General features: G+C 69.9%; 25 protein-coding genes. 9 read left to right on the top strand and 16 right to left on the bottom strand.

The window, feature by feature from the left end; all coding sequences use genetic code 11:
• Nucleotides 1–81: 81 nt before the first annotated feature.
• A complete protein-coding gene (locus tag FHU28_RS17190; RefSeq protein WP_184685431.1) occupies nt 82–1359 on the bottom strand; it encodes a serine hydrolase domain-containing protein in 1278 nt (425 codons plus the stop codon).
• Nucleotides 1360–1471: 112 nt separating this feature from the next.
• Between FHU28_RS17190 and FHU28_RS17185 the strand changes: the two genes are divergently transcribed.
• Nucleotides 1472–2155, top strand: a complete 684-nt coding sequence (locus FHU28_RS17185) for a response regulator transcription factor (protein ID WP_311773605.1) — start codon at nt 1472–1474, stop codon at nt 2153–2155.
• Nucleotides 2156–2165: 10 nt separating this feature from the next.
• Entirely contained in the window at nt 2166–3260 is a 1095-nt protein-coding gene (locus FHU28_RS17180; protein WP_260413041.1) for a sensor histidine kinase, read from the top strand.
• On the opposite strand, the gene FHU28_RS17175 is transcribed toward FHU28_RS17180, so the two are convergent.
• The 5 genes from FHU28_RS17175 to FHU28_RS17155 form a co-directional block, all read right to left on the bottom strand.
• A complete protein-coding gene (locus FHU28_RS17175; protein ID WP_184685430.1) occupies nt 3257–3697 on the bottom strand; it encodes a DinB family protein in 441 nt (146 codons plus the stop codon). The genes FHU28_RS17180 and FHU28_RS17175 overlap by 4 nt on opposite strands.
• A 17-nt stretch (nt 3698–3714) precedes the next feature.
• On the bottom strand, nt 3715–4485 hold the full coding sequence (locus FHU28_RS17170; RefSeq protein ID WP_184689636.1) for an ArsR/SmtB family transcription factor: 771 nt from the start codon (nt 4483–4485) through the stop codon (nt 3715–3717).
• Nucleotides 4486–4773: 288 nt separating this feature from the next.
• Nucleotides 4774–5355, bottom strand: a complete 582-nt coding sequence (locus FHU28_RS17165) for a dihydrofolate reductase family protein (protein WP_184685428.1) — start codon at nt 5353–5355, stop codon at nt 4774–4776.
• A gap of 66 nt (nt 5356–5421) precedes the next feature.
• Nucleotides 5422–6261, bottom strand: coding sequence for an AraC family transcriptional regulator (locus FHU28_RS17160; protein ID WP_311773604.1), 840 nt, complete (start codon nt 6259–6261; stop codon nt 5422–5424).
• 27 nt (nt 6262–6288) lie between these two features.
• On the bottom strand, nt 6289–7503 hold the full coding sequence (locus FHU28_RS17155) for an MFS transporter (RefSeq protein ID WP_184685424.1): 1215 nt from the start codon (nt 7501–7503) through the stop codon (nt 6289–6291).
• Between the two features lie 103 nt (nt 7504–7606).
• On the opposite strand from FHU28_RS17155, the gene FHU28_RS17150 reads away from it, so the two are divergent.
• From FHU28_RS17150 to FHU28_RS17140, 3 genes are all read left to right on the top strand, one after another.
• Nucleotides 7607–8200: a CGNR zinc finger domain-containing protein gene (locus FHU28_RS17150; protein ID WP_184685422.1), complete on the top strand. Its 594-nt coding sequence runs from the start codon at nt 7607–7609 to the stop codon at nt 8198–8200.
• Nucleotides 8201–8394: 194 nt separating this feature from the next.
• Nucleotides 8395–8757 (top strand): nuclear transport factor 2 family protein, encoded by a 363-nt coding sequence (locus FHU28_RS17145; protein WP_184685420.1) that lies wholly within the window; start codon nt 8395–8397, stop codon nt 8755–8757.
• 80 nt (nt 8758–8837) lie between these two features.
• Nucleotides 8838–9491: a Type 1 glutamine amidotransferase-like domain-containing protein gene (locus FHU28_RS17140; protein WP_184685418.1), complete on the top strand. Its 654-nt coding sequence runs from the start codon at nt 8838–8840 to the stop codon at nt 9489–9491.
• Nucleotides 9492–9508: 17 nt separating this feature from the next.
• On the opposite strand, the gene FHU28_RS17135 is transcribed toward FHU28_RS17140, so the two are convergent.
• From FHU28_RS17135 to FHU28_RS17125, 3 genes are all read right to left on the bottom strand, one after another.
• A complete protein-coding gene (locus FHU28_RS17135) occupies nt 9509–10432 on the bottom strand; it encodes an AEC family transporter (protein WP_184685415.1) in 924 nt (307 codons plus the stop codon).
• Between the two features lie 85 nt (nt 10433–10517).
• On the bottom strand, nt 10518–10880 hold the full coding sequence (locus tag FHU28_RS17130) for an antibiotic biosynthesis monooxygenase family protein (RefSeq protein ID WP_184685413.1): 363 nt from the start codon (nt 10878–10880) through the stop codon (nt 10518–10520).
• 64 nt (nt 10881–10944) lie between these two features.
• Nucleotides 10945–11382 (bottom strand): YunG family protein, encoded by a 438-nt coding sequence (locus FHU28_RS17125; protein ID WP_311773603.1) that lies wholly within the window; start codon nt 11380–11382, stop codon nt 10945–10947.
• 59 nt (nt 11383–11441) lie between these two features.
• Between FHU28_RS17125 and FHU28_RS17120 the strand changes: the two genes are divergently transcribed.
• The gene (locus FHU28_RS17120) at nt 11442–12026 is read left to right on the top strand and encodes a GIY-YIG nuclease family protein (RefSeq protein WP_184685411.1); all 585 of its coding nucleotides are present in this window, start codon (nt 11442–11444) and stop codon (nt 12024–12026) included.
• A 20-nt stretch (nt 12027–12046) separates the two neighbouring features.
• On the opposite strand, the gene pyrE is transcribed toward FHU28_RS17120, so the two are convergent.
• From pyrE to FHU28_RS32715, 3 genes are all read right to left on the bottom strand, one after another.
• The gene (pyrE, locus tag FHU28_RS17115) at nt 12047–12571 is read right to left on the bottom strand and encodes an orotate phosphoribosyltransferase (RefSeq protein WP_184685409.1); all 525 of its coding nucleotides are present in this window, start codon (nt 12569–12571) and stop codon (nt 12047–12049) included.
• A gap of 104 nt (nt 12572–12675) precedes the next feature.
• On the bottom strand, nt 12676–12894 hold the full coding sequence (locus FHU28_RS17110; protein ID WP_013477111.1) for a hypothetical protein: 219 nt from the start codon (nt 12892–12894) through the stop codon (nt 12676–12678).
• Entirely contained in the window at nt 12891–13250 is a 360-nt protein-coding gene (locus FHU28_RS32715) for a hypothetical protein (protein ID WP_184685406.1), read from the bottom strand. The genes FHU28_RS17110 and FHU28_RS32715 overlap by 4 nt, the downstream gene beginning before the upstream one ends.
• A 218-nt stretch (nt 13251–13468) precedes the next feature.
• On the opposite strand from FHU28_RS32715, the gene FHU28_RS17100 reads away from it, so the two are divergent.
• The 3 genes from FHU28_RS17100 (at nt 13469) to FHU28_RS17090 (ending at nt 16777) form a co-directional block, all read left to right on the top strand.
• Nucleotides 13469–14599: a helix-turn-helix domain-containing protein gene (locus FHU28_RS17100; protein WP_184685403.1), complete on the top strand. Its 1131-nt coding sequence runs from the start codon at nt 13469–13471 to the stop codon at nt 14597–14599.
• Nucleotides 14596–15171, top strand: coding sequence for an HD domain-containing protein (locus tag FHU28_RS17095; RefSeq protein ID WP_184685402.1), 576 nt, complete (start codon nt 14596–14598; stop codon nt 15169–15171). Before FHU28_RS17100 ends, FHU28_RS17095 begins: the two co-directional genes overlap by 4 nt.
• A 136-nt stretch (nt 15172–15307) precedes the next feature.
• Nucleotides 15308–16777 carry an ATP-dependent nuclease gene (locus FHU28_RS17090; protein WP_184685400.1) on the top strand — a complete coding sequence of 490 codons (1470 nt, stop codon included), beginning with the start codon at nt 15308–15310 and terminating at the stop codon, nt 16775–16777.
• Nucleotides 16778–16862: 85 nt separating this feature from the next.
• On the opposite strand, the gene FHU28_RS17085 is transcribed toward FHU28_RS17090, so the two are convergent.
• The 4 genes from FHU28_RS17085 to FHU28_RS17070 form a co-directional block, all read right to left on the bottom strand.
• Entirely contained in the window at nt 16863–18683 is a 1821-nt protein-coding gene (locus tag FHU28_RS17085) for an acyl-CoA dehydrogenase (RefSeq protein ID WP_184685398.1), read from the bottom strand.
• 16 nt (nt 18684–18699) lie between these two features.
• Nucleotides 18700–20160: an ATP-binding protein gene (locus FHU28_RS17080; RefSeq protein WP_184685396.1), complete on the bottom strand. Its 1461-nt coding sequence runs from the start codon at nt 20158–20160 to the stop codon at nt 18700–18702.
• A 149-nt stretch (nt 20161–20309) separates the two neighbouring features.
• Nucleotides 20310–21503 carry an alanine--tRNA ligase-related protein gene (locus tag FHU28_RS17075; RefSeq protein WP_184685394.1) on the bottom strand — a complete coding sequence of 398 codons (1194 nt, stop codon included), beginning with the start codon at nt 21501–21503 and terminating at the stop codon, nt 20310–20312.
• Nucleotides 21504–22492: 989 nt separating this feature from the next.
• Nucleotides 22493–23632 (bottom strand): fatty acid desaturase family protein, encoded by a 1140-nt coding sequence (locus tag FHU28_RS17070; RefSeq protein WP_184685392.1) that lies wholly within the window; start codon nt 23630–23632, stop codon nt 22493–22495.
• Between the last annotated feature and the right edge of the window lie 3 nt (nt 23633–23635).

The raw sequence follows: 23635 nt of genomic DNA, 5'->3' as shown, positions 1-23635 counted from the left end.
ACGACGCTCGGACGATCCGAAATGCGTACTCTCCACGCTCGTCGCGCGGGTGACCCGGCCTGTCCGCGCGGTGGCCGCGCCTCAGCCGCCGCCGGGCGGATCGATGTGCTGGCCGGTGACGGCCTCGACCTCGCGCAGGCAGATCTCCAGCAGCGGCATGTCGTCGTAGTTGCTCAGGACGACACCGACCCACCCGGTGTCCGGGTAGATGGTCCAGTTCGCACCGACGCCGCCGGCCCCACCGCCGCGTCCGATCACCCACTGCCCGCCGATGATCGAGATCGGCATCGTGTAGGCCTCGAAGGACGTCGGTTCGGGGCCGGGGAGTTTGGCCCCGGCGAACAGGTCGGCGTACGGCCGGTCGAGCAGCGTGCCGTCGCGTAGCGCGTGCGCGAACCGGACCAGGTCCGGCGCGGTGGCGAAGCCGTCGCCGGAGGCGTAACCGATGAAGCCGCGGCCGGGATTCCGGCCCTGGATGGGCGGGCTCACGCTGCCCTTGTCCAGGTTGCGGACGGCGTCGATCCGGCTGCCGTCGGCCTGGCGCATGTACGGGTGCGCGATGCGCCTGTCGGTGAGCCACTGCTGTCTGGTGTAGAACGCCGAGCGGGTCATGCGGGCGCGTCCGAAGACGTGCTCGTGCACATAGTCCCAGAACGTCATGCCGGAGACGGCCTCCACGATCTGCGCGGCGATGGCGAGGCTCACGCCTCCACCGGGTAGATGGCCGTTGGAGCCCGCGCCGGGGACTCCCGCCAGGGTCGCCTGCCGGGCCCACTGCTCGCCGTACTCGTGCACCTCGTCGCGGCTGTGGAAGACGCGACGCCAGTCGGGCATCGGCGCGTCCACGCCGGAGGTGCCGGTGAGCAGGTGATGGATGGTGACCTGCTCGGCGATGGCCGGAGCCAGGCCCGTCAGGTGGGTGCCCACCGTGTCCGACAACGCGATCCGGCCCTGCTGCACCAGCTGGAGGATCGCCACCGACAGGAACGGCTGGCTCGCCGAGGAGAGGTTGAACGCGGTGTCCTCGTGGTTGCGGATGCCGCTGGCCCGGTCGGCCATGCCGTAGCTGCGGGACAACACCGTCCGTCCCTGGTGGGACAGCAGCACCACGCCGGAGAACCTGTCCTGCGCGGCCAGCTCCGCCACGAACCGGTCGTAGGCGCCGCCGGGCCGGGTGTCCCGCGGAATCCGGCCGTGCCCGGGCGCCTGGGGTCCGCCGGGGCCGACCGAACCGGGGGCGGCGTGGGCCGGTCCGGCGCCCAGCAGCGGCGCGCCGGCCGCGAGCCCGGCGGTCGCCAGCCCGACCCATCCCAGCAGCCGCCGCCGGTCGACACCACCACGCACGGAGTCCAAGTCCATGATCACAGTCCTTTCCTGGTCAGGTGGCTCCAGTGAAGGCGGAGGACTGTTGCGGCGGCGTATGCCCTTTTGCATACGGAAACCACATGGGCCGGCTCGTAGCATCGGGCGTGTGCGTGTGCTGATCGTGGAGGACGAGCCGTATCTGGCGGAGGCCGTCCGCGACGGCCTGCGCCTGGAGGCGATCGCGGCCGACATCGCCGGAGACGGCGACACCGCGCTGGAGATGCTGAGCGTCAACGCCTACGACATCGCCGTCCTCGACCGCGACATCCCCGGCCCGTCCGGTGACGAGATCGCCGAGAGCATCGTCGCGTCCGGCAGCGGCATCCCGATCCTCATGCTCACCGCCGCCGCCCGGCTCGACGACAAGGCCTCCGGCTTCGGCCTCGGCGCCGACGACTACCTCACCAAGCCCTTCGACCTGCGGGAACTCGTGCTCCGGCTGCGAGCGCTCGACCGCCGGCGCGCGCACAGCCGGCCACCCGTACGCGAGATCGCCGGCCTGCGGCTGGATCCGTTCCGCCGCGAGGTCCACCGCGACGGCCGCTACGTCGCGCTGACCCGCAAACAGTTCGCCGTGCTCGAGGTCCTCGTCGCTGCCGAAGGCGGCGTCGTCAGCGCCGAGGAGCTGCTGGAGCGGGCGTGGGACGAGAACGCCGACCCGTTCACGAACGCCGTACGCCTGACGGTCTCGGCACTGCGCAAGCGGCTAGGCGAACCGTGGATCATCTCCACCGCGGTCGGCAGCGGCTACCGCATCGACACCGCGTCCGAGGGAGAGGACAGTCGATAGGCAGCCCGGTTTGAGCGTCCGCCTCAAACTCGCACTCAGCTACGCCGGGTTCCTCATGCTCGCGGTGACCCTGCTCCTCGCGGTCGTGTGGGTGTTCCTGCTCCGCTACGTGCCCGACACCGTGCTGACCGTCCCTCAGCGCGGCTCTCCCCCGGGTCCGGTCATCCCCAACCGGTCCGACCTCCTGCGTGCCTTCGCCCCGCGTGCGGCCGTCGTGTGGGCTCTCCTGCTGGTGACAGGTCTGCTGGGCGGGTGGTTTCTGGCCGGCCGGATGCTCGCCCCCCTGACGCGCATCACCGACGCCACCCGGCTGGCCGCCGCCGGATCGCTCTCCCACCGGATCCGGCTGCCCGGCCGCCGGGACGAGTTCCGGGAACTCGCCGACGCCTTCGACACCATGCTCGCGCGGCTCGAAGCACATGTCGCCGAGCAGGAGCGATTCGCCGCCAACGCCTCCCACGAGCTGCGGACCCCGCTCTCGATCACGCGGACGCTTCTCGACGTGGCCCGCAGCGACCCCGACCGCGACATCGGCGACCTCATCGACCGCCTCCACGCCGTCAACACCCGGGCGATCCATCTCACCGAGGCGTTGCTCCTGCTCAGCCGCGCCGACCAACGATCATTCACCCGCGAGCGCGTCGACCTGTCCCTTCTCGCGGAAGAGGCCGCCGAGATGCTTCTCCCTCTCGCGGAAGGACGCGGCCTCACCGTCGAAACCGCCGGCGACATCAGCCCCACCGTCGGCTCACACGCTCTGCTGCTCCAGCTGACCACGAACCTCGTGTACAACGCGATCGTCCACAACCTGCCCGACCGGGGCGCCGTCCGGGTCACGACCACGGTTCACCCCGAGGCGGTGGTGCTCATCGTCGAGAACACCGGCGCGCCGCTCGCCGGCCACATGGTCGCCACACTCGCCGAGCCGTTCCAGCGGGGCGGCGAACGCGCCCGGAGCAGCCACGCGGGTGTCGGGCTCGGTCTGGCGATCGTCAGGAGCATCGCCCACGCCCACGACGGAACGCTCACCCTCGTCCCCCGTCCCGAGGGCGGGCTCCGCGTCGAGGTACGACTACCTACCGGCACCGCCGACCGCACCCGCTAGAGCTGCTTCGTGTGCCCGGGCAGTTCCACATCGGCCAGACCGGCGAGGATGTCCCGCACCGACAGTGGCTGGTCCACCAGGCACGAGCCGTTCGACAGCAGCAGCGCCGGCACCGTCGTGACCAGCTCGGCCTCGCTCAGCACCGCCGCCAGGGCGCACAGCGCCTCCCTCTGCGCGCGGATGCGCTCCCGGAGGCACGCCTCGCCACCGGCGAGCGCGATGACGCGGTCCAGGGTCCACGGGTCCTGGGACGGGCGGTTGTCGTACGTCGAGACCGCTCCCGTGGCGACCGCGGTGACGGTGCTGATGGTGGCCGCGCCGACCAGGGAGACGTGGGCCAGGATCTGCGCGGTGTTCCACTCGCCGGGCGGCGGTACGGTTCTCGGCTCGGCGGCCAGCAGCGCGTCGTACGCCTGCCGGAGCGGGTCGGTGTCCATCGGGGCGGTCCTCTCTCTCAGGCGTGTGCGCCGGTCATCTCCCACGGCGCCTGTGGTAGCGCGTCGCCGGTCTCCAGCAGGGACTTCAGGTTCGACAGGACGGCCGGCCACCCGTTCGAGATGCCGTGGAACATGTCGAGGTCGGCGAGGTTCTCGTGGGTCACCGTGAGACGCACGATGTCCTGGTGCGGTTCGACGAGGAACGTGACGACCGACGGCTCGCGCTCGGCGTCCGGGCTGTCCTCGAAGGTGATGACCAGGCGCGTCGGCGGCTCGGCGGTGAGCACCCGGCCCACCACGTCGGCGACGCCCGATCCGTCGGCGCGCCGGTGCTCCCAGGCCGAGCCGGGCTGCCAGTCGGAGACGTTGGCGTGTCCCCAGTACCGGGCCGTCAGGTCGGCGTCGGTGAGCGCGCGCCACACCTGCTCGGGGGTGGCGTGGATGTAGGTGACGTACACGTACGTCGGCACGGACGTCATGGCGTACTCCTCTGCTCGGTGTCTGATCGCGCTGAGCGCCGCCAGACGGGGCTTGTCGAAGCCGGAGATCCAGCGCTCCTCGATCTCGTGGATCGGCGCCGGGTTCAGGTAGTGCAGGCGTTCCCGCCCTCGCCGCACGACCGTGACGAGGTTGGCCCGCACGAGGACGTCGACGTGCTGGGTGGCCGACTGGCGGGCCATGGCCAGGTGCTCGCAGAGTTCGCGCAGCGTCTGGCCGTTGCGTTCGCGGAGGCGGTCGAGCAGGAGCCGCCTCGTCGGGTCGGCCAGCGCCTTGAAGACCAGCTCCATCTCACTCACGCCTCATTATGCAGGTTTTTGCCTGCCTAATGTCAACGTAAAGGGCCGACCATCGCGGCGAGGACGCAGTACGCCTCAGTCCGCTCCCCCGCCGCCACCGCCGGAATCGAAGGTCGCGGTGTCGCCGTAGACAGCGTTCTCCGCGATGGCGGCGGAGTGCCGGTCGGGGACGCCCCGGCCGCGCTCGAAGATGTCGCGACCCGGGCGCGGCGAGCTGGAGATACCACCGCATGTCCTCACGGTAGGACGGGTCCGCACCACCCCGTGGCCCGTGCGCGGTCAGCGGCGCACCCGGTAGCGCAGGTGCAGCACCCGCTCGCCCGGAAGCACCACGTCGGGATCCTCCAGCAGGTGCTGCGCGTCGACCGACCCGAAGAAGCGCTTGCCGGACCCGAACACCACGGGTACGACGTCCATCCGTACCTCGTCGACAAGGCCCGCGGCGAGCGCCTGGCCTCCGACGTCACCGGCCGCGACCTCGACGATGCGGTCCCCCGCGAGTTCCTGCGCCCTGGCCACGGCCGCCTCGACGCCGTGGACGAAGTGGAACGGCGCCCTGGGGTCCCAGCCCTCGGGCGCCGGCCGGTGCGTCACGACGACCACGTGGTCGATCCCGCTCGGCGGTGTCCCGTCCCAGCCGTCGGTCAGGTCGAAGACGTGCCGCCCGACGACAGTCACACCGATCTGGTCCCAGTACGGCCGGACGTAGTCGTGGGATACCCGCGACACCTGCAACGCGCCGCTGGCGTCCAACGGGACGTCACCGCTGGTCAACCAGTCGAACAGCGGGCCGGGCTGGTCGTTCTCGTCCGCGACGAAGCCGTCCACCGACACCGAGCTGTACAGGACCACAGTGCCCACGCCGGCTCTCCTCTGCCTCGGTTGTCCCCAAGCTAGCGTCCCGTGAGCCGCTGTTCTTGTAGGAAATCAATCGGCCGGCAGCGACCAGCCGTCGATCACGTGGCCGGGGTGTTCGCGCAGGAACCGCCGCCGGACCTCGACGTACCGGGTCGGCGTGAGCCCGGTGAACGCCCGGAACTCGTGGCCGAAGTGGGCCTGGTCGAAGTAACCCGCCCCACTGGCGAGCGCGCCCCAGTCGACCGGTCGGGCGGGGTCGATCGCGAACACGGTGGCGGCGAAGCGGTAGGTGCGGGCCAGCCGCTTCGGCGTGACGCCGACGAGTTCCTTGAACCGCTGCGCCAGATGGGTGCTGCTGACACCGGCCGCCGTCCTCAGGTCGCCGATCGGCACCGCGCCGCTGGTCGCCGCGATGACGCCGCTGGTGTGCCGGACCAGCCCCAGGCCGGTGGTCTCGGACAGCCGTCGCCTCAGCTCCTCCTCGAGCAGCGTCAGCATCGCGTGCGGCCCGTCGGCCGTGGCCAGCCGGTCGCGCAGCTCGGCGACGGCGGGCCGGCCCCAGACCTGCTCCAGCGTCACCGGCCGGTCGCGCAGTTCGGCCGCGGGCATCGGCAGGAACGGCGCCAGGCCCCACGGCTTGACGTGTACGCCGACGGACCGGGTCGGGCGCGGGTAGCCGAACTCGAACGCGCGGGTGGGCGTGGTGATCACGCAGCCGTCGGCGTACTCGGTGGTCTCGATGTCGGTGCCACCGCGGACGCGGACCGGCGCGCCGAGGTTGACGATGAGCAGCGCCGCCGGCATCGGCGGCAGCGTCAGCCGGGGGTACGGGGGCGTGCCCTCCAGGTAGTAGAGGTCGTCGATCAGCCCGTCCAGCGGCGGTCGCGGCACTCTGGACAAGTACTCCACGTCCACAGCATCGCGGACGGCCCGCCGTCACCGCCGACGCCCCGCCGGGATCGACTCACGGACGGCCGCGTCGTCCTTGGTGCGCGGCGGCGGAATGAGTCGTTCGCCGAGGGCGAGTGCGAGGGCGACAGCGGCGAGCAGGGCGCCGACCAACATGGTGCCGGCGGCACCGTGGCTTTCCAGTACGAGGGCCCCGAAAAAGGCGCCGCCGGTGATGCCGACGTTGACGGCGGCGGACAGCGTCGCGGCGGCGAGATCGGAGCGGCCGGGCGCCACCTGAAGGACGAGGCCGCCGAGCGCCGCGGTGAACGCGGCGAACCCCAGGCCGGCGAGTGCGATCAGGACGACGGCAACCGCCGGGTGGTGGCCGAACGCGTACAGGCCGAGCAGCGCCACGCACTGCAGTGCGACCGTCGCGACCAGGACGGACCACGGGCTGCGGTCGACCATCGGTCCGGCAGCGAGGATGCCGAAGACGCTGGCGACGCCGCGCGCCAGCAGGGTGGTCGCCATCGACGCGGCGGGCAGTCCGGTGACCTCGGTGACGAACAGGGCGATGTAGGTGTAGGCGGCGATGGCGCCGGCGGTCGACAGGACGGCCACGACGACCAGGAGCCAGAATCGGCGGGAGTCAGGGGTTCTGCCCCGGTCGGCGTGTCCCTGTGCCGGCCCCGTCGACGGCAGCAACCAGGCCACCACGGCGAAGACGAACACACCGAGCCCGGCCACCGCCAGGAACGATGCCCGCCAGCCGGCACGTTCACCCAGCCAGGTGCCCGCGGGCACACCCAGGACCAGAGCGACGTTGCCGCCGGCGAACACGACCGCGACCACCCGTCCGTGCAGTCCGGGCCGGAACAGCTCAGCCGCGGTCGGCACGACGACCGCCCAGAACAACGCATGAGTGGCCGCGGTGGCGATCCTGGCTGCCATCAGCATGGTGAACGTACTCGCGAACACCGTGATCGCGTTGCTGACGACGAAGCCGGCCAGGAGCGCCGACAGCAGCCGTCGGCGAGGAACTCTGCGCACCAGCGCCGTCAACGGGACCGAGGCGACCATCACCACTGCGCCGTACACGGTGACGAGCATGCCCACCTGGGACGGCGGTACGGCCAGGTCCACGGCCATCGGCAACAGGAGCCCGATCGGCAGCGCCTCCGCTGCGGTGTAGAGGAACGTTCCGCCGGCAAGGCCGATCAGCGCGCCCACTGCCCGCCGGTGTGCGTGCGCCTGGCCCATCGTTACCCCCTAAACCGGCTATGACGGAAACACTCTAGGAAGGTTCCTCGTCACGGGGCAACTGGTAAAGTCGGTTATGATGGAAACAGCAGGGGTTACGCGGATGCGCCTGGTCGGCGGCGACCTCGCGCTGGACTTCCTCAACACCCGCGCCGGCCCACCCGTCGGGCCTCCGGACGACGACGTGCTCACCGGCTACGCCGAGCTGGTCGCCTGGAGCGTGTACGCGGGCACCCTCACCGAAACGCAGGCGGCGGCGTTGCGCCGGCTGTCCCGCGGCAGTCCGGACAGCACCCGCACCACCTTCGCGCAGGCACTGCGCACCCGTGACTACCTGGACGAGGTGTTCCGGCCACTGGCCGCCGGCGAGGACCCGGGCGTCGCGGCGCTGACCCGGCTGCGCGACGACGAAGCCGACGCGCTGGCCCACGCACAGCTCATGCGCGGGAAGACATTCGCATGGTCCTGGCGGGACGACCACACGCTTGCCCGGCCCTTACGGCCGGTGGTCCATGCTGCGGTCCAGCTTCTCACCACGGGTGGGCTCGACCGGATCAAACGATGCGCGGGCTGCCGCTTCCTGTTCATCGACGAGAGCAAGAACCGCAGCCGTCGTTGGTGCAGCATGGACGACTGCGGGACCGCAGAGAAGATCCGCCGCTACGTCGAGGTACGACGCATCCGCACAAGACGGTGAGCACACGGCGCGAGACGGCCGGCCGCAGCGCCTTCGAGGAGCAGATGCGGGCACGCGCCGGCAGGTGGGCGGAGATCGCAACGGGACGGTCGTGGCCCGCCGCATGGCTGCGTCCCTACCGTCCGGGTCTGCTCGCCTTCTGCTGACCGCTAAGACGTCTGCACAAGGTCTCACCCACCGGCCATGCTGGGTCCGTGGATTCGCCGCGACGCCCTACCTCCCAGGCCCTGCTCACGAACCTCTACGCGGCCTTCAACAGGCGTGACATCCCCACGCTGCTGGCCGCCATGACGCCCGATGTCTCGTGGCCCAACGGCTGGGAGGGAGGCGTCCTTCGCGGCCGGGACCAGGTGAGTGCCTACTGGCGCCGGCAGTGGGACCAGCTCGAACCTGTTGTCACGCCGACCGCGTTCAGCACGGAGGCCGACGGCCGCATCGCCGTCACCGTTCATCAGGTCGTCCATGACAAAGCCGGAGCGAAGCTCGCCGACCACACCGTCACGCACGTCTACCGCCTCGCTGACGGCCTGGTGACAGCGATGGAGATCCGCGAGTGACGCGAGGCGTGGCGATGAGTTTCGATACGGTGCCCGGTCTGTATTCCCGTGCACCCAACCGCTACGCACAGGAGGTAGGCGTGAAGCTTCTTCTCACATCCGCGGGGGTCCAGAACCCGAGCATCCACGATGCGCTGGTCAGCCTGCTGGGCAAGCCGATCGCCGAGTCCACCGCCCTCTGCATTCCCACGGCCGCCTACCCGATGGGCGGGCCGGCCTCGGCCTGGCGTTTCATCACCGGTCAGACACCGCTGCCCATGACCGGCCTGGGCTGGAAGTCGCTGGGCGTCCTGGAGCTGACCGCGCTGCCCAGCATCGGCGAGGATCGGTGGGTCCCCTGGGTACGGGAGGCGGACGTCATCCTGGTGCACGGCGGCGACGCGACGTACCTGTGCCACTGGATGCGGCAGTCCGGGCTGGCGGACCTGCTGCCGTCGTTGCGGGACACCGTCTGGGTGGGGCTGAGCGCGGGGAGCATGGTGCTGACCCCCCGTGTCGGCAAGGACTTCGTCGAGTGGCAGTCCGCGTCCGACGACCGCACGCTGGGGGTGGTCGACTTCTCGATCTTCCCGCACCTCGGCCTCGAACCGGACAACACCATGGCGAACGCCGAGAAGTGGGCGGCCGAGATCGCGGGTCCGGCGTACGCGATCGACGACCAGACGGCCATCACGGTGACCGACGGCGCCGTCGAGGTCGTCTCCGAGGGGCACTGGAAGCGGTTCCCCGCGTAGCGGCGATCGCCCCGGAGCTAGCCGAGCAGCGTCGCCGCTGCGGCCACTGTGACCAGCGACAGCGTCGTGGTCACCACCACCGCCCGGTTGGCCACCGTCTCGCCGGCGTCGTACTCCTGGGCGTAGATGAACGTGTTCTGCGCTGTCGGCAGGCCCGCGCACACCACCACGGCGAGCAACTGCGGCGCGGACAGGTGCAGGGCCAGCCCGGCCGCGTACGCGATGACCGGCTGCGCGACCAGCTTCAGCGCGGTGATCACGGCGAGCGCGGCGGGCTCGACCGGCTCGGCCCGCGACGGCGCCGTGCGGTGCAGCGACGCGCCGAGCGCGACCAGCGCGGCCGGGACCGCGGCGCCCGCCAGCAGGGTCAGCGGCGCGGCGGCCGCCGACGGCAGGCGCAGCCCGGCAGCGGAGCATGCGACACCGAGCAGCGACGCGAGGATCACCGGGTTGCGTACGGGCAGGGAGGCGGTCCGGCGCACCCTCACCCGCCCGTGCGGGTCGCGGTGCCGGTCCAGCGCGACCAGGATCACCGGCGTCACCACCAGCACGTGCAGCAGCACCACCTCGGCCAGGAACGACACGCTGCCGAGAACCTGCGTCGCGATCGGGATGCCAAGGTTCGCCGAGTTCACGTACCCGGCGGCCATGCCCCAGATCGGCCGTTCGCCGGGCTCGCGACCGAACAGCCGGCTCGCGCCGACCCACCCGAAACCGACCACCGCTGCGGTGCTCACCCCGAAGGCGAGCAGCGGCCGCCCGGCGAACCCGGACAGCGGCATCCGGGACAGGGCCAGGAACAGGGCGGCGGGCATCGCCAGATGGAACACGAACCGGCCGAGCACCGACGCCGCCGCCTCGCCCAGCAGACCCCACCGACAGGCCGCGTAGCCGAGCGCGGTGAGGATCCAGATCGGTACGAACGCCGACGCCAGGTTCATCGCGCTCAGCCTCGCATCTCGTCCGTGCCGGGCGAGGCCCTGACCTGATCGCCCGTCAGAGGCCCGCTCCTCCCCCACCGTCCGGTCAGACGTCGAGACGCTGTGGCCCGGGGCCGACCTCGCGGGCGACGGTGTACGTGGGAACGCCGCTCATGCGCGCTTCGGCCTTGCCGGACAGGCCCGCCAGGGCCTGAGAGATGGCGGCCATTCGACCTTCGGTGTCTGAGGTTTCCACGAAATTGCGGTAGTCCGCCTCGCTGGCCCAACGCACGATGGTGTACACCCGGGTGCCGTCGGTGCTCAGGTAGAAGCGGGCCGACTGGTAGCCAGGATAGAAGCGCACCCAGCGCTCCTGAATCTCCGCGAAGACCGCTACGAACTCCTGTTGGGTGTCGGGGCCGTCAACCGTGTAGTCGATGATCGAGTGGAAGCTGATATCGGCGCTCACGAACGCACTCCTCGTCATGCGGGGCAGGCCGCTGCCATCCTGCAACCTCAACCGAGGTTGACATCTAGAGTGCGCTGACTGACCTGCCGCCGTAGAGGGCTACGAGGACGCGGTCCCGCAGGATCTCGTACTGCCGGCGGCACCGGACGGGTGGGCCCGGCGGGCGTTGCTGAACCTGACCGCCGACAACGACTTCCGGTGGCTGGAACTGGTCAGCAGTCAGGTCCACCTCGCGGCCGTCGGCCAGTCGATTCCAGTAGTGGTGGCCGACCTTGGCGCCCCCGGCGTGGACCTCGCCGAGGATCAGCTCTCCGCCGAGCAGGTCCTGGATGATCAGTGCGGTCACCCCGCATTGACCACGGGCTGGGTTGCCGGCGTGCCAATCCCGCACGTCGTGCGGGTCGCAGGTGTCCGCTCCCCAGCCGGCGCGCAGCACCGGCCGCAGCGTCTCCAGGTCGATCGCGAGTGGGACTGATAGTCGGTCGTGCTTCTCAGACGTCACCCGGGAAGGGTCGGCCCTCGACCGGGTCGAGAGTCAAGGGAACCCGCCAACCGCCTAGGATGGTCCCGGTGACCTTCCCCGAACGGCGATCCGCCGACGTCCCGACCGACGAAGAACGGGTCGACGAGGCCCTGCGGTTGCTCTCCGGCCCGCCGGTCGCGCTCGACGTCGCCGTCAAGCGGCTCGCCCGTGGCAGCGGCGTCTACGCCTGGTGGGCCCTGCCCTCGGTCCTTCCCGACCTCCCCGGGCCGCCGAACGACAGCGACCCGTCGCGGCGGATGCTCTATCTCGGCCGGGCGACCAGCCTGCGCGGCCGGATCCTGCGCAACCATCTGCGACGGTCGGGCAGCTCGACCCTGCGCCGCACGCTGGCCGGGCTTCTCGTGTCCGAGGGCTACCGGACGACCTGGACCGACCGCGTCGTCCTGGTCCCCGAGGACGAGACACGGCTGACCGCCTGGATGCACGAGCACCTGCGCCTGACCTGGGCGGAGGACCCCGAGCCGGCGGACATCGAGGCCGAACTCGTCCGGCGTCTGCACCCGCCGCTCAACGTCCACGGCGTCGACCCCGAGCACATCCAGGCGGCAGTGGTCGCCGCCAAGAACTCGTACGACGCCAGCAGCGGCCCGGCGCAGCCCTAGCTACAGGTGGGGGGCGAGCCTCACGCCGTCAGTGCGGCTTCCAGATCCCGGCGGGTGAGGGCGGCGCGGAGGTGCAGCCCCTCGGCCGCCAGGTTCTCCCGGCCGCCCTGCTCGCGGTCGATGGCGCAGACCACCGTCTCGACCTGCGCGCCGACGGACCGCAGGTGTCCGCACGAGGCCAGAAGCGCGCCTCCGGTGGTCACGACGTCCTCGACCACGACGACCCGCAGACCGGTCACCGGCCCGCCCTCGGCCACCTTCGCGGTGCCGTACTCCTTTGCCTGCTTCCGCACGAAGACAGTGGGCAGCCCGGTCAGCTGTGACATCACCGTGGCGAGCGGAATGCCGCCCATCTCCATCCCCGCCAACACGTCACACTCCGGCAGCAGAGCGACCATCGCCTCGGCGACCTCGCGCAACAGCTCCGGCTTCCCCTCGAACAGGTACTTGTCGAAGTACTCGTCGCTGACCTGCCCGGATCGGAGATGGAACCGCCCGGTGAGATGGCAGGTGTCGTAGACGCGGCGCGCGAGCGGGTGAGTCACCGGCACAGTCTCGCATTCGCCGCACGATCGGCTGGGATCACACGATCCGTCGAATGCGTACCCGTCGCTGTAGTGGAACTTCTCGTCCCCGGCCCGCAGCACGCTCACCGCAGCCACCCCAGGAACCGCCGGTGCAACGTCCCCGCCGGCGCCCAGCTCAGATCCGCCGTGGCCCGCACCAGCTGCGCCCCCAGGTACACCGCCAGCGAGACCGGCGCGCCCTCGTACTCCGCAAGCAGCTCCCGCCGCCGCGTCGCGCACGGCCACGGCGCACCGCACCCACCGCACGTCCAGACCGGCAGCACCGGCCCGTGGGTGCTCACCCGCGCACCCCCAGGAAGCGGGCGACGCTCGCGCGCGCCTGCCGGCTGGTCGCCCACGCGACCTGCCAGCAGGGGTACGGAGTCAGCCGCGCCCACCACAGCCGGCAACCCACGCACATCCCGTCCAGACCCCGTACGTGCACCGCCAGGATCGCCTGTTCCGCAGTGCTCATTGGTCCTCCTGCGACGGCCAGTGACCGCGATTGATCGGTACGCGGTGGCGGTTCCGGCACGGCAGCTCCGCACCACACCGGCACACCCACCGCCACTTCCGCCACGACCACTTCGGGCGATGCCGACGTGCGAGCGTCAAAGCAGCAGCGATCACGTACTGGTCGTAGGTGACTCGTCTCCACGGTGGTGTCCTCTCCCGCATCGCCGTTTCCTCCGCAGGGCAGCGGAATTCGACCGGCCGCGAATCGCGGACCGGATCTGGAACGTTCGGTAACTGCGACGCTACGATCACGGCGTCGATCACTGGACTCACCAGCGGTACGAGTGAGCCGATCAGGAACGCCACCTCGCGGTCCGCGTCCGGCGAAACGTCGACCACCGGTCAACGTAGGGATGTCAGTTGGCAGGTCACCGCAGTTCCACGCCGCATCGAGGCGAGGTGACGGGCTATCTCCTGAAGCTCGTTCGGGAATCCGTCCCGCTGACCCAAGAGCAACTCGCCGCGCATCTGGACGTGGACCGGGTGACCGTTCAGAGCTGGGAGTCGGGGCGCAGACCGTTCACCGCCGTGCCATTCGGTCAGGCCGTTGCGATTCGCCAGCGGCTCGGACGCCTCGGGGCAAACACGAAGCTGCTGGCCGCTCTCGACGATGCCGCCGAGGCAGACCTCATCCTTGCGGCGCTCCTCCGGGATGAGGCGGGCCGCTACCCCATCGCCGAACAGCCCCTCGGCTGGTCGGTGCTGACGCACCGTCTGACCGACCTGATCCTCTGGAGCGTTCTCGGGCAGACGCCGACGTTCCTTCGGAGTATCCCCACACCCCACCGGCGACGCGGCCCTGTGGCTACTGCCCCGATCTTGTCCGCCGACGAGCGGCGGGCCTTCTTCGCACGCCTCCGCATGCTCGCCGAACGTTCGGCGTCCGAACGCGAGCCAGATGTTCTGCTGCACCGGCAAGCCTGCTTCCTTGCCGGCATGGATCCCACAGGCGCGTCCGCGTCATGGCTCGCCGAAGGCACCACCCGGACAGCCCGCCAGATCACCCGCTTCCACACCTGGTCGCCGCTGTGGCCCGACATCCGGTCGATGGTGACCTCCCTCGCGAATCAGGGAAACCCGGAACCGCTAAGAGACTTCATCGAGCGCGCTCACCCGGACGATGCCTGTGAGCGGGCCGCACTCAACTACTCCGCCTACTGGGTCGGCGAGATTCCGTACCGGCATCGCGACGACTCGTTCATGCCCACTGCTCTCGGTGACTGGCGAGGAGTCGTCCTGCTCCGGCACCTGGTTGAGCGCCTCACCATCGGCCACCCGTTCGTCGACCTCAACGTGCACAACCTCTGGGCTCTACTCATGGTGAGACGCGGCCTCGCCCGCGATGACGTCGCGACCGGGCAAGCACTGGCTGACCGGTGCGGCACGCTGCTCGACGGCGACGAGGTATCCAGGCAGTCACGACAAGAACTAACGTCTATCCTCTACAGCCTCCGTGCTGACGGAGTCACCGGTACAGGGACGGGCAGATGAGCGAGGACCAGGACGCCGCAGGAGCCATGAGCTTCATCTTCGAGGCCGGCGTGCTCAAGCGCGCCGCCCGTACCGGCTGGTGGTTTGCCGGCGTGAAGCACCCCGAGTCGATCGCCGAGCACTCGTTCCGCACGGCGCTCATCGGCATGATGCTCGCGGCCATGGAGGGCGCCGACCCGGCTCGGGTATCGATGCTCTGCGTCCTGCACGACACGCAGGAAACCCGGATCACCGACATCCCGCACATCGCCAAGCGCTACCTCACCGCCGCGCCCAACACCGCCGTCACCGCCGACCAGGTCGCCGGCTGCCCGCCCGCCGTTGCCGACGTGATCAACGCTGCCGTTGCAGAGTATGAGGACGGCGAAACCCTGGAAGCCATCGTGGCCCGCGACGCGGACAAGTTGGAGTGCCTCGTCCAAGCGGTCGAGTACCGGCATCAGGGAGTCGCGGACGTTCAGCGCTGGATCGACAGCTCGCGGGCGGCGCTTAAGACAGCGTCCGCTCACCGTCTCGCCAACGCCGCCCTGACCGAGCAAACCCTATCCTGGCTGGCGCCGCCCAATGCATGAACACCATAGGTTCAGGGGTAACAAGCGAGGGAACTCACGAGGTGGCTAGTTGACTCAAAGCGAGATCCGGAGTAGCGAGATTCAAGCGCTTTCTGACCGAGTACGCAAGCGAACCTACAACAAGTACCTTACGAGCATGCGGCTGGTAAAGATTCGAGGATTTCGTGATCGCGAAATCAGGTTTGATTTTCCCGTAACGGCTCTCGTTGGGCCAAACGGAGCAGGAAAGACAACCATTCTCGGCGCAGCGGGGCTCATCTACGAAAAGGTGCGGCCACGACAGTTTTTCGTAAAGAGCGGTGCGTACGACAACAGCATGAAGGGCTGGCGCGTCGAGTACAATCTGATCGATACCTCGCAAAAAACTGGATCCACTCGAACCCGAACAGCAAGCTATCTGAGAGCAAAGTGGAATCGAGACGCAGTTAAACGGGATGTCGCGATCATTGGAATTGCGCGCACTCTACCTGCCAGCGAACGAAACGATATGTATCGCTTTGCTCGGAACGACTTTACGGCTGCGGGTGAAATATCGTTCGACCCTCCCGTCCTTGAGGCCGTGCGACGAATCCTCGGCAAAGATGCTGAGAACTACCTGAAGGTGGCAGCCGACAAGGCGGGGAAGGCCCAGATTTTCGCGCTTAGGGACGAGGATCGCCCGGATGAGAACTACTCCGAATTCCACTTCGGAGCGGGTGAGGCCAGCATCATTCGGATTGTGTCGAAGATCGAGGAAACTGCCAACGACTCCCTTATTCTAATCGAGGAGATCGAAAACGGGCTACATCCGGTTGCTACGCGACGACTCGTCGAGTACCTAATTGACGTGGCTCGCCGGAAGTCCTGCCAGATCATCTTCACCACACATTCGAACGACGCTTTGGCACCACTTCCCACCGATGCGGTCTGGTCGTCATACAAGGGGCGTTTAACGCAAGGGAAGCTCGATGTGTCGGCATTGCGCACTCTTACCGGCCAAATCGACGCCCAACTCGCCATCTTCACGGAAGACCGCTTTGATGAAATGTTTGCCGACGTAACTCTTCGGGCGTACGCCCAAAGGAAGTCGCTGGACCGGTCAAGCATTCGAATCCACGCACTTGGCGGTTCAGCGCCGGCCCGAGATCATACACGATTTCATAATGGAAACCCCACACGCACCTTTCCCGCAGTTTGCTTACTCGATGGCGACATGCGCCATGAGGGTGGGTACGTTCCCCTACCTCTCACGCACCGGCGAGATGGAGTTGAGAGAACCGGTGTCGATATCGTCTATGCACCCGGGCTGTCGGACCCCGAAGAGCACGTTTTCTCCACGATACGCTCCAACATGGAGAGCGGAAATCTAATTGGCAAGTTGACGTTGGCCCTGCAGCTGGATACGCCGATGCAATCTCGCGTTCGGTCTTCGATTATCGAGCGTGGCAACACCAACAGGGACCGTCATTTAATCTACGCCCAGATCGGCGAGGACCTAGATTTCCTGAGCGAGACGGTGGTTCAGAGGGCTTTCGTAACAACTTGGGCGTATGCGTTCCCTGACGAGGTGGACGCGATATGGGGTCCAGTCCAGCAGCTAATACCTGAAGCAGCGGGAGAAGACTGACGGTTGCGCCGCCGGAGAAGAAAGCCCTTCCGGCGGCGCACACACAATCCGTGTTCGGGGCTTCGCTTCAAACTGTCGGATGGCCTCAGAACCAGCTCTCGCGCATGTCCAGCGTCGTCCGATCGAGCCCTTCCAGCAGGTCGAACTGCGCCCCCACCTTCGGCAGCTCCCACCGGTAGAAGTACCGCGCCGCCTGCCTCTTCCCCGCCAGGAACTCCCCCTCGGCCCCCTCCGGCGACCCAAGCGCCTCCACCACCAGCACCTGCTCCAGCCACATCCACGCGATCACCACATGCCCGACCGCCTCCAGGTAGACCGAGGCGTTCGCCAGCGCCAGCTCCGGATCGCCCGGTGCCCACAACCGCCGCGTCACCACGGCGATCCGGTCCACCGCGGCGGCGAGCTGTCCGGCCAGCTCCGAGGCGAACCCGTCAGCCTTCCACGCTCGGCTGACGGTGCCGCGGATCGTCTCCAGCAGCAGTTCCAGCGCGGCACCGTCGCGCATGGTGACCTTGCGGCCGAGCAGGTCCAGCGCCTGGATGCCGTGGGTGCCCTCGTGGATGGCGTTGAGCCGGTTGTCGCGCCAGTGCTGCTCGACGTCGTAGTCGCGGGTGTAGCCGTACCCGCCGTGCACCTGGATGGCCAGGTCGTTGGCGGCCAGGCACCACTGCGCCGGCCAGCTCTTGGTGATCGGGGTGAGCAGGTCCAGCAGCAGTTGTGCCCGTTCGCGGTCGGCCTCGGCGGGCGCGGTCTTCTGCTCGTCGAGCAGCCGTCCGCAGTAGAGCACGAGCGCGAGCGCGCCCTCCACGTAGCTCTTCTGGGCCAGCAGCATCCGGCGTACGTCGGGGTGGGCCACGATGGGCACCTGCGGCGTGGTGGGGTCCTTGTCGGCGACCGGGCGGCCCTGCGGGCGCTGCCGGGCGTACGCGACGGACTTCAGGTACGCGGTGTAGCCGAGCGCCGTGGCGCCGGCCCCGATGCCGATGCGCGCCTCGTTCATCATGTGGAACATCACCGCGAGCCCCTGGTGCGGCTGCCCCACCAGGTAGCCGACCGCCCCGGCCCGCCCGTACGGCCGGTGCACGCCTTCGCCGAAGTTGAGCAGCGTGTTGGTGGTGCCCCGGTAGCCGAGCTTGTGGTTGAGGCCGACCAGCACCACGTCGTTGCGCGGCCCGAGGTTGCCGTCGTCGTCGAGCAGCACCTTGGGCACGATGAACAGCGACAGGCCCTTCACGCCGGCCGGCGCGCCGGGGATGCGGGCCAGCACCAGGTGGACGATGTTCTCCGCCAGCTCGTGGTCGCCGCCGGAGATCCACATCTTGGTGCCGACGATCCGGTACGTGCCGTCGTCCTGCGGCTCGGCCCGCGTGGTGAGGTCGGTCAGGGAGCTGCCGGCCTGCGGCTCGGACAGGCACATGGTGCCGAAGAAGCGCCCCTCGACCATGGGGCGTACCCAGGTGTCGATCTGCTCGGCGCTGCCGTGGGCGAGCAGCAGGTTGGCGTTGCCGAGGGTGAGCATCGGGTACGCCGACGTGCCCACGTTGGCGGCCTGGAACCAGGCGAACGCGGCGGCGGCCACCACGTGCGGCAGTTGCAGCCCGCCGACCGACTCGTCCATGGTGGCGGCGAGCAGCCCGGTCTCGGCGAACGCCTCCAGCGCGGCCTTCACCTGCGGGATGGTCCGCACGCGCTGCCCGTCGAACGTGGGCTCACCGGTGTCGGCGGCCCGGTTGTGTGGGGCGAAGCGCTCGGCGGCGACCCGGGCGGCGAGGTCCAGCACCTCGTCGACTGTCTCCCGGGTGTGCTCGGCGTAGCGGGGCCGCTCGGTCAGCCGGGTCACGTCCAGCCAGTCGTGCAGCAGGAACGCGAGGTCACGGCGGGACAGCAGCAGATCGGACGAGGACAACGTGGACTCCTTCCGGTCAGCCGCGGCGCAACCCGGCGACGGCCTCCCGCAGGTCATCCTGACCGATCGGAGCCGGCGGCGCACCCTCCGCCGCCTCCCGGAGCGCCTTGGCGAGTTGCACCCGGCGCAGCGCCTCCCGGAGGTCCGCGCCGGTCAGCCCGGCCGTGTCGGCCGCGAGCGCGGCCGGGTCGAGGTCGTCGGCGAACATCTTGAAGCCCGGCCGCTCGTGCCGGTCGATCAGCTCGCGGACCATCTTGGTGAGGATCTCGGCGCGTCCGGTCTCGTCCGGCGCCGGAATGGCGATCTTCAGGTCGAAGCGGCCGGAGCGGATCAGCGAGGCGTCGACGCGCTGCGGGAAGTTGGTGGTGGCCACCACGATGACGTCGGGGTTCTCCTCGAACAGCGTGTTCATCTCCTGCTTGAAGATGCCCGCGACGGCGTTGACCGCCTGGCTGGCCGCGTCGCCGCCGGCACCGGCGTAGCTGATGATCGAGTCGAACTCGTCGAACAGCATCACGGTGGGCCGCCGGTAGCGGCGCGCCTCCCGGAAGATCCGCTTGATGTTGCGTTCCGAGCCGCCGAGGTACTTGTCCAGGATCTCCGGGGTGCGGATCTCCACGAAGTCCGCGCCGATCTCGTTCGCCAGCGCCCGAGCCAGCATGGTCTTGCCGGTGCCCGGCGGCCCGTACATCAGGATGCCCTGCGGCCGACGCGCGCCCCAGCGGGCCATCGCCGCCGGGTGCCGGAACGACACCGCCACCTCGCGGAACTGCGCGACCACGTCGGACAGTCCGCCGACCTGGTCGAGGGTCACCGCCGCGCTACGCGGCCCGGCCGCCGTCACCGGTCGCCGCCCCACGAGGTACGTCCGTCCGCGCAGCACAGTCGGCTCGTCGCTGTCGCCGGACAACTCGCGTACGGCCTGCAGCAGCAGACCGAGCATCGCCCGCAGGTGCGCCGCATCCACCTCGGCGCTGGGCACGTCGGCGCTGATGCGTACCGTGCCGTTGTCCTGGTCGACGCGGGGCCGCAGCCCGGCTTCCCGGGCCACGCGCAGCACCTCCCGGCCGGCCTCGTCGCCGGGCGGCGCGGCGAGCGTCGCGACCGGTCGCGGCCAGATCCGCCGTCCGGCCTCCGCGGCCATCCGGCCCACCGCGGCGGCCGGGCCGTCACCGCCGCGGGCGGCCAGCCGCTCGGCGAGCAGCACGCCGACCGGCCCGGCCAGACCGAGAGCGAGCAGGCCCGCCGGGGTGCTCTCCACCCGCAGGTACGCCTCGAAGCGGTGCGCCGGCTGCCCGTCTGCGGTGTCGGCGCGCACAGTGCAGCGCACCTCCCGCACCGGGGCCGGGAAGTCGCCGTCGACCAGCAGCTCCACCGGCCCGTCGACGGCGGCGGCGAGCAACCCGGCCGCGTCGGCGATGCGCACCTCGGCGCCGAGCAGCGGCACCGTCTTCTCGTCCGGCCGTACCTCGGTCATCGGCAGCCCTTTCCTCGCGGCGGCGTCCGCTTCCCTCGCGTGGCGTCCGCCTCCGAGTCTGGCACCGGCCCGGCCGGGCGGCCACCGCTGAGCCGGCTGCTGCTCCCCCGGCTGCTGGCCGCCCGGCCCCCGCTCACCCCTGCCGCTACTCAGCTGGCCTCGGCGAGCAGACCGTCGACCAGGTCGCGGGGCAGCCCGTGGGTGTCGTGCAGCCAGTGGTAGTCGCGCTCGGTCAGCGGGCCACGCTCCCGTACCCGGTCCACGAGCGGCCGTCCGCGTCGCAGCAGCCCTCGGAAGCGGCGTTCCTCGTCCACCAGCGTCGCGTGCAGCGAGCCGACGTCGACCGGCAGCGCGCTCGGACCGGGCACTTGGCGGAAGCGGCGCAGCGTGTCCGCGTACAGCTCGGGCGGTAGCCCGTCCAGGCTGCGCGCCGGGTCGTCGCGCCACAGCACCGTGAGCGCGCGGCGCAGCAGCCGCCGCAGCACGTACCCGCGGCCGGTGTTGCCGGGGCGTACCCCGTCGCCGAGCACGACCACCGCGGACCGCAGGTGGTCGGAGACCACGCGCAGGTCCTCATCGCGCAGGTCCCACCGGTCCCCCACCGCGTCCACCCACCGGCGCAGCCCGTCGCCGGTGAACACGGACCGGTCGCCGCGCAGCACGATCTCCAGTCGTTCCAGGCCCATGCCCGTGTCGATGCTGGAGTGCGGCAGCGGTGTGAGCCGGCCGTCGGGGTGCCTGTGGTAGCGCATCTGCACGTGGTTCCACACCTCCACCCAGCGCGCGTCGGTGCTGGGCGTGCCGGTGGGCGGGCCGTCGCCGGTCCACACGAAGATCTCCGAGTCCGGTCCGCAGGGGCCGGTCGGGCCGTTGGACCACCAGTTGTCCTCGCCCAGCGCCTCCACCGGCACACCGAGCCCGGTCCAGGTGTCCCGCGCGGTGTCGTCCGGCCCTTCACCGCTGCCGCCACCGAAGACCGTGGCGTGCAGCCTCTCCAGCGGGATGCCGAACCCGCCGGTGAGCAGGTCGAAGCCCCAGCGCAGGCTGGTCGCGATGTCGTAGTCGCCGAGCGACCACGAGCCGAGCATCTGGAACACGGTCAGGTGGGTGTCGTCACCGACCTCGTCCAGGTCCGTCGTGCGCAGGCACCGCTGCACGTTCGCCAGTCGTCGTCCGCCCGGGTGCGGGCGCCCCAGCAGATACGGGGTGAGCGGGTGCATGCCGGACGTGGTGAACAGCACCGGGTCGCCGGGTGGCGGAACGAGGGAACTCTCCGGCGCACGCTGATGGTCGTGCCGGTGGTAGTGGTCGAGAAACGTCCGGGTGATGTCGTCGGGCGTCATGGCGGGTGCCTTCCGGGTACGGGTGACCGGACGGCCCGCCGCGACGCGTTTCACGGCGTGGACACGACGACGCCGGCGGACCGTTTCCGGTCGCCGGCGTGGGTGTGGGGCAGGTCAGGCGGCGGCAACCGGCGAGCGGAAAGCTCGCGCGGCCGCGGCGGTAATGGTGCGCCTGCTCTGCATACCTTGGACGGTAGCCCGGCCCACACCGTCCCGCCCAGCCCTTTTCCCGCGCCCTCGCCCTCGCCCTCGCAAGATCAACACCACTCCCCCGAAATGGCGGGGTCAACGGCACTCGGATGCCGCCATTCCGGCGAGATGGAGTTGACCATGCCTCCCCAAGGGCGCGGGTGGAACGCCATGGGTGTCAAAACGGGCCGGAGACACCCATGGTGTTCCACCCGGGCGGCGGGCGTCAGCGGGTGAGGGTGAGCAGGCGGCGGTAGAGGGCGTCGAGGCGTTCGGCCTGCGCCTCCGGTGACCGGGGCGTTCAGCACCACTGTCGGGCGGTCGGGCAGGGCGGAGACGTCGCCGCCCCCGGGGACCGAGGTCGGCGGAGACGCCGGCGCCGGGGACACCGCCGCCCGGGCGGCAGACGACGGCCGATGCGGTGGCGGATGGAGTAGCGCGAGCGGCGGCGAGCGGCAGGACGCGTACCTCGGCGTCGCCGAGCCGCCAGCGGCGTTCGGCGTCGACGTGGGCGCAGCCGATCAGCGTGACGTCCCAGCCGACGTCGGCGGCGGACCGGGCCGCCTCCTGCACCCGCGAGTCACCCTCGACCGCGTTGTCGACAAGCATGACCACCCGCCGGCCGAGCCGCATCGCCGAACACCCATTCACCCGTATGCCGGACGGGCGCGAGTGTACGGGGAGGCCGGGCTGCCGCGACGGCCGCGCAAACCGCTCTGAGCTGCGCGGACGCCGACTGTGCACCGGACGGTCAGGTGCCGGCCGGTGTAAGTTCACCGGCCGTGCACCCAACGGTCGGGTCAGGCCGTGCCGGAGGAGGCCAGCGCGGCCGGGGCGACCGGCTGCCGGCTGTCGTTGCGGTTGGGCAGCGACAGGCGGATGACCTTCCACCACGCGGAGGCGACCTGCTTGGGCAGCGGGCCGGTGGTGTAGTGCAGGCCGTACCTGTCGAACAGCGCCCGCACCTGCGGCGCGATCTCCTGGTAGCGGTTGCTGGGCAGGTCGGGGAAGAGGTGGTGCTCGATCTGGTACGACAGGTTGCCGGTCATGATGTGCAGCAGCGGGCTGCCGCTGATGTTGGCCGAGCCGAGCATCTGGCGCAGGTACCACTCGCCGCGCGTCTCGCCCTCGATGGAGGTCTTCTCGAACGTCTCCACGCCGTTGGGGAAGTGCCCGCACATGATCACCGAGTGGCTCCACACGTTGCGCAGCAGGTTCGCGGTGAACGTGGCGGCGAGCGTGGTCAGGAACGACGGGCCGGACAGCAGCGGGTGCACCACGTAGTCCTTGAGCACCTGGCGGCGGATCTTGCGGCCGACCGCCCTGGCCTTGGCCCGGAACTTCGGGTCCTTGAGGTTGCGCTGTTTGAGGTGGTCGCCCAGCTCCATGTCGTACGCGGCGATGCCGTACTCGAAGAACGCGGCGTTGAGCAGGTTCCACAGCGGCTGGCCGAGGTGCATGGGGTGCCATGGCTGGTCCTCGTCGACGCGCATGATGCCGTACCCGAGGTCGTTGTCCTTGCCGACGACGTTGGTGTAGCGGTGGTGCAGTTCGTTGTGCGACTGCTTCCACTGGTCGGCCGGGGAGACGTGGTCCCACTCCCAGGTGGTGGAGTGGATCTTCGGGTCGCGCATCCAGTCCCACTGGCCGTGCAGGACGTTGTGCCCGATCTCCATGTTCTCCAGGATCTTGGCGACCGTGAGGCCGGCCGTGCCGACGATCCAGGCCGGCGGGAACAGCGAGAACAGCAGCACCGCCCGACTGCTCATCTCCAGTGTCCGCTGGGTCTTGACCACCTTGCGGATGTAGCGGGCGTCCCGCTCCCCCCGGTCGGCGAGGACCCGGTCCCGGATCGCGTCCAGTTCCTTGCCGATGATCTCGATGTCTTCGGCGCTCAGGTGGGCGATCGGGTTGACGGCCTTCTTCTGGATGACGGTCACGTG

Origin of the sequence: Micromonospora echinospora (assembly GCF_014203425.1) — a bacterium.
GTDB classification, from domain to species: Bacteria; Actinomycetota; Actinomycetes; order Mycobacteriales; family Micromonosporaceae; genus Micromonospora; species Micromonospora echinospora_A.
Note: the sequence above shows the minus strand (reverse complement) of the source record. Positions and strands in the feature narration are given on the sequence as shown.

Excerpts from the sequence above, each read along its gene's own strand:
- FHU28_RS17135 (WP_184685415.1), bottom strand. The coding sequence starts at position 10,432 with ATGAACCTGGCGTCGGCGTTCGTACCGATCTGGATCCTCACCGCGCTC.
- FHU28_RS17090 (WP_184685400.1), top strand. The coding sequence starts at position 15,308 with ATGCGGCTGGTAAAGATTCGAGGATTTCGTGATCGCGAAATCAGGTTT.
- FHU28_RS17155 (WP_184685424.1), bottom strand. The coding sequence starts at position 7,503 with ATGGGCCAGGCGCACGCACACCGGCGGGCAGTGGGCGCGCTGATCGGC.
- FHU28_RS17150 (WP_184685422.1), top strand. The coding sequence starts at position 7,607 with ATGCGCCTGGTCGGCGGCGACCTCGCGCTGGACTTCCTCAACACCCGC.
- FHU28_RS17175 (WP_184685430.1), bottom strand. The coding sequence starts at position 3,697 with ATGGACACCGACCCGCTCCGGCAGGCGTACGACGCGCTGCTGGCCGCC.
- FHU28_RS17075 (WP_184685394.1), bottom strand. The coding sequence starts at position 21,503 with ATGACGCCCGACGACATCACCCGGACGTTTCTCGACCACTACCACCGG.
- FHU28_RS17095 (WP_184685402.1), top strand. The coding sequence starts at position 14,596 with ATGAGCGAGGACCAGGACGCCGCAGGAGCCATGAGCTTCATCTTCGAG.
- FHU28_RS17170 (WP_184689636.1), bottom strand. The coding sequence starts at position 4,485 with ATGGAGCTGGTCTTCAAGGCGCTGGCCGACCCGACGAGGCGGCTCCTG.
- FHU28_RS17120 (WP_184685411.1), top strand. The coding sequence starts at position 11,442 with ATGGTCCCGGTGACCTTCCCCGAACGGCGATCCGCCGACGTCCCGACC.
- FHU28_RS17080 (WP_184685396.1), bottom strand. The coding sequence starts at position 20,160 with ATGACCGAGGTACGGCCGGACGAGAAGACGGTGCCGCTGCTCGGCGCC.
- FHU28_RS17190 (WP_184685431.1), bottom strand. The coding sequence starts at position 1,359 with ATGGACTTGGACTCCGTGCGTGGTGGTGTCGACCGGCGGCGGCTGCTG.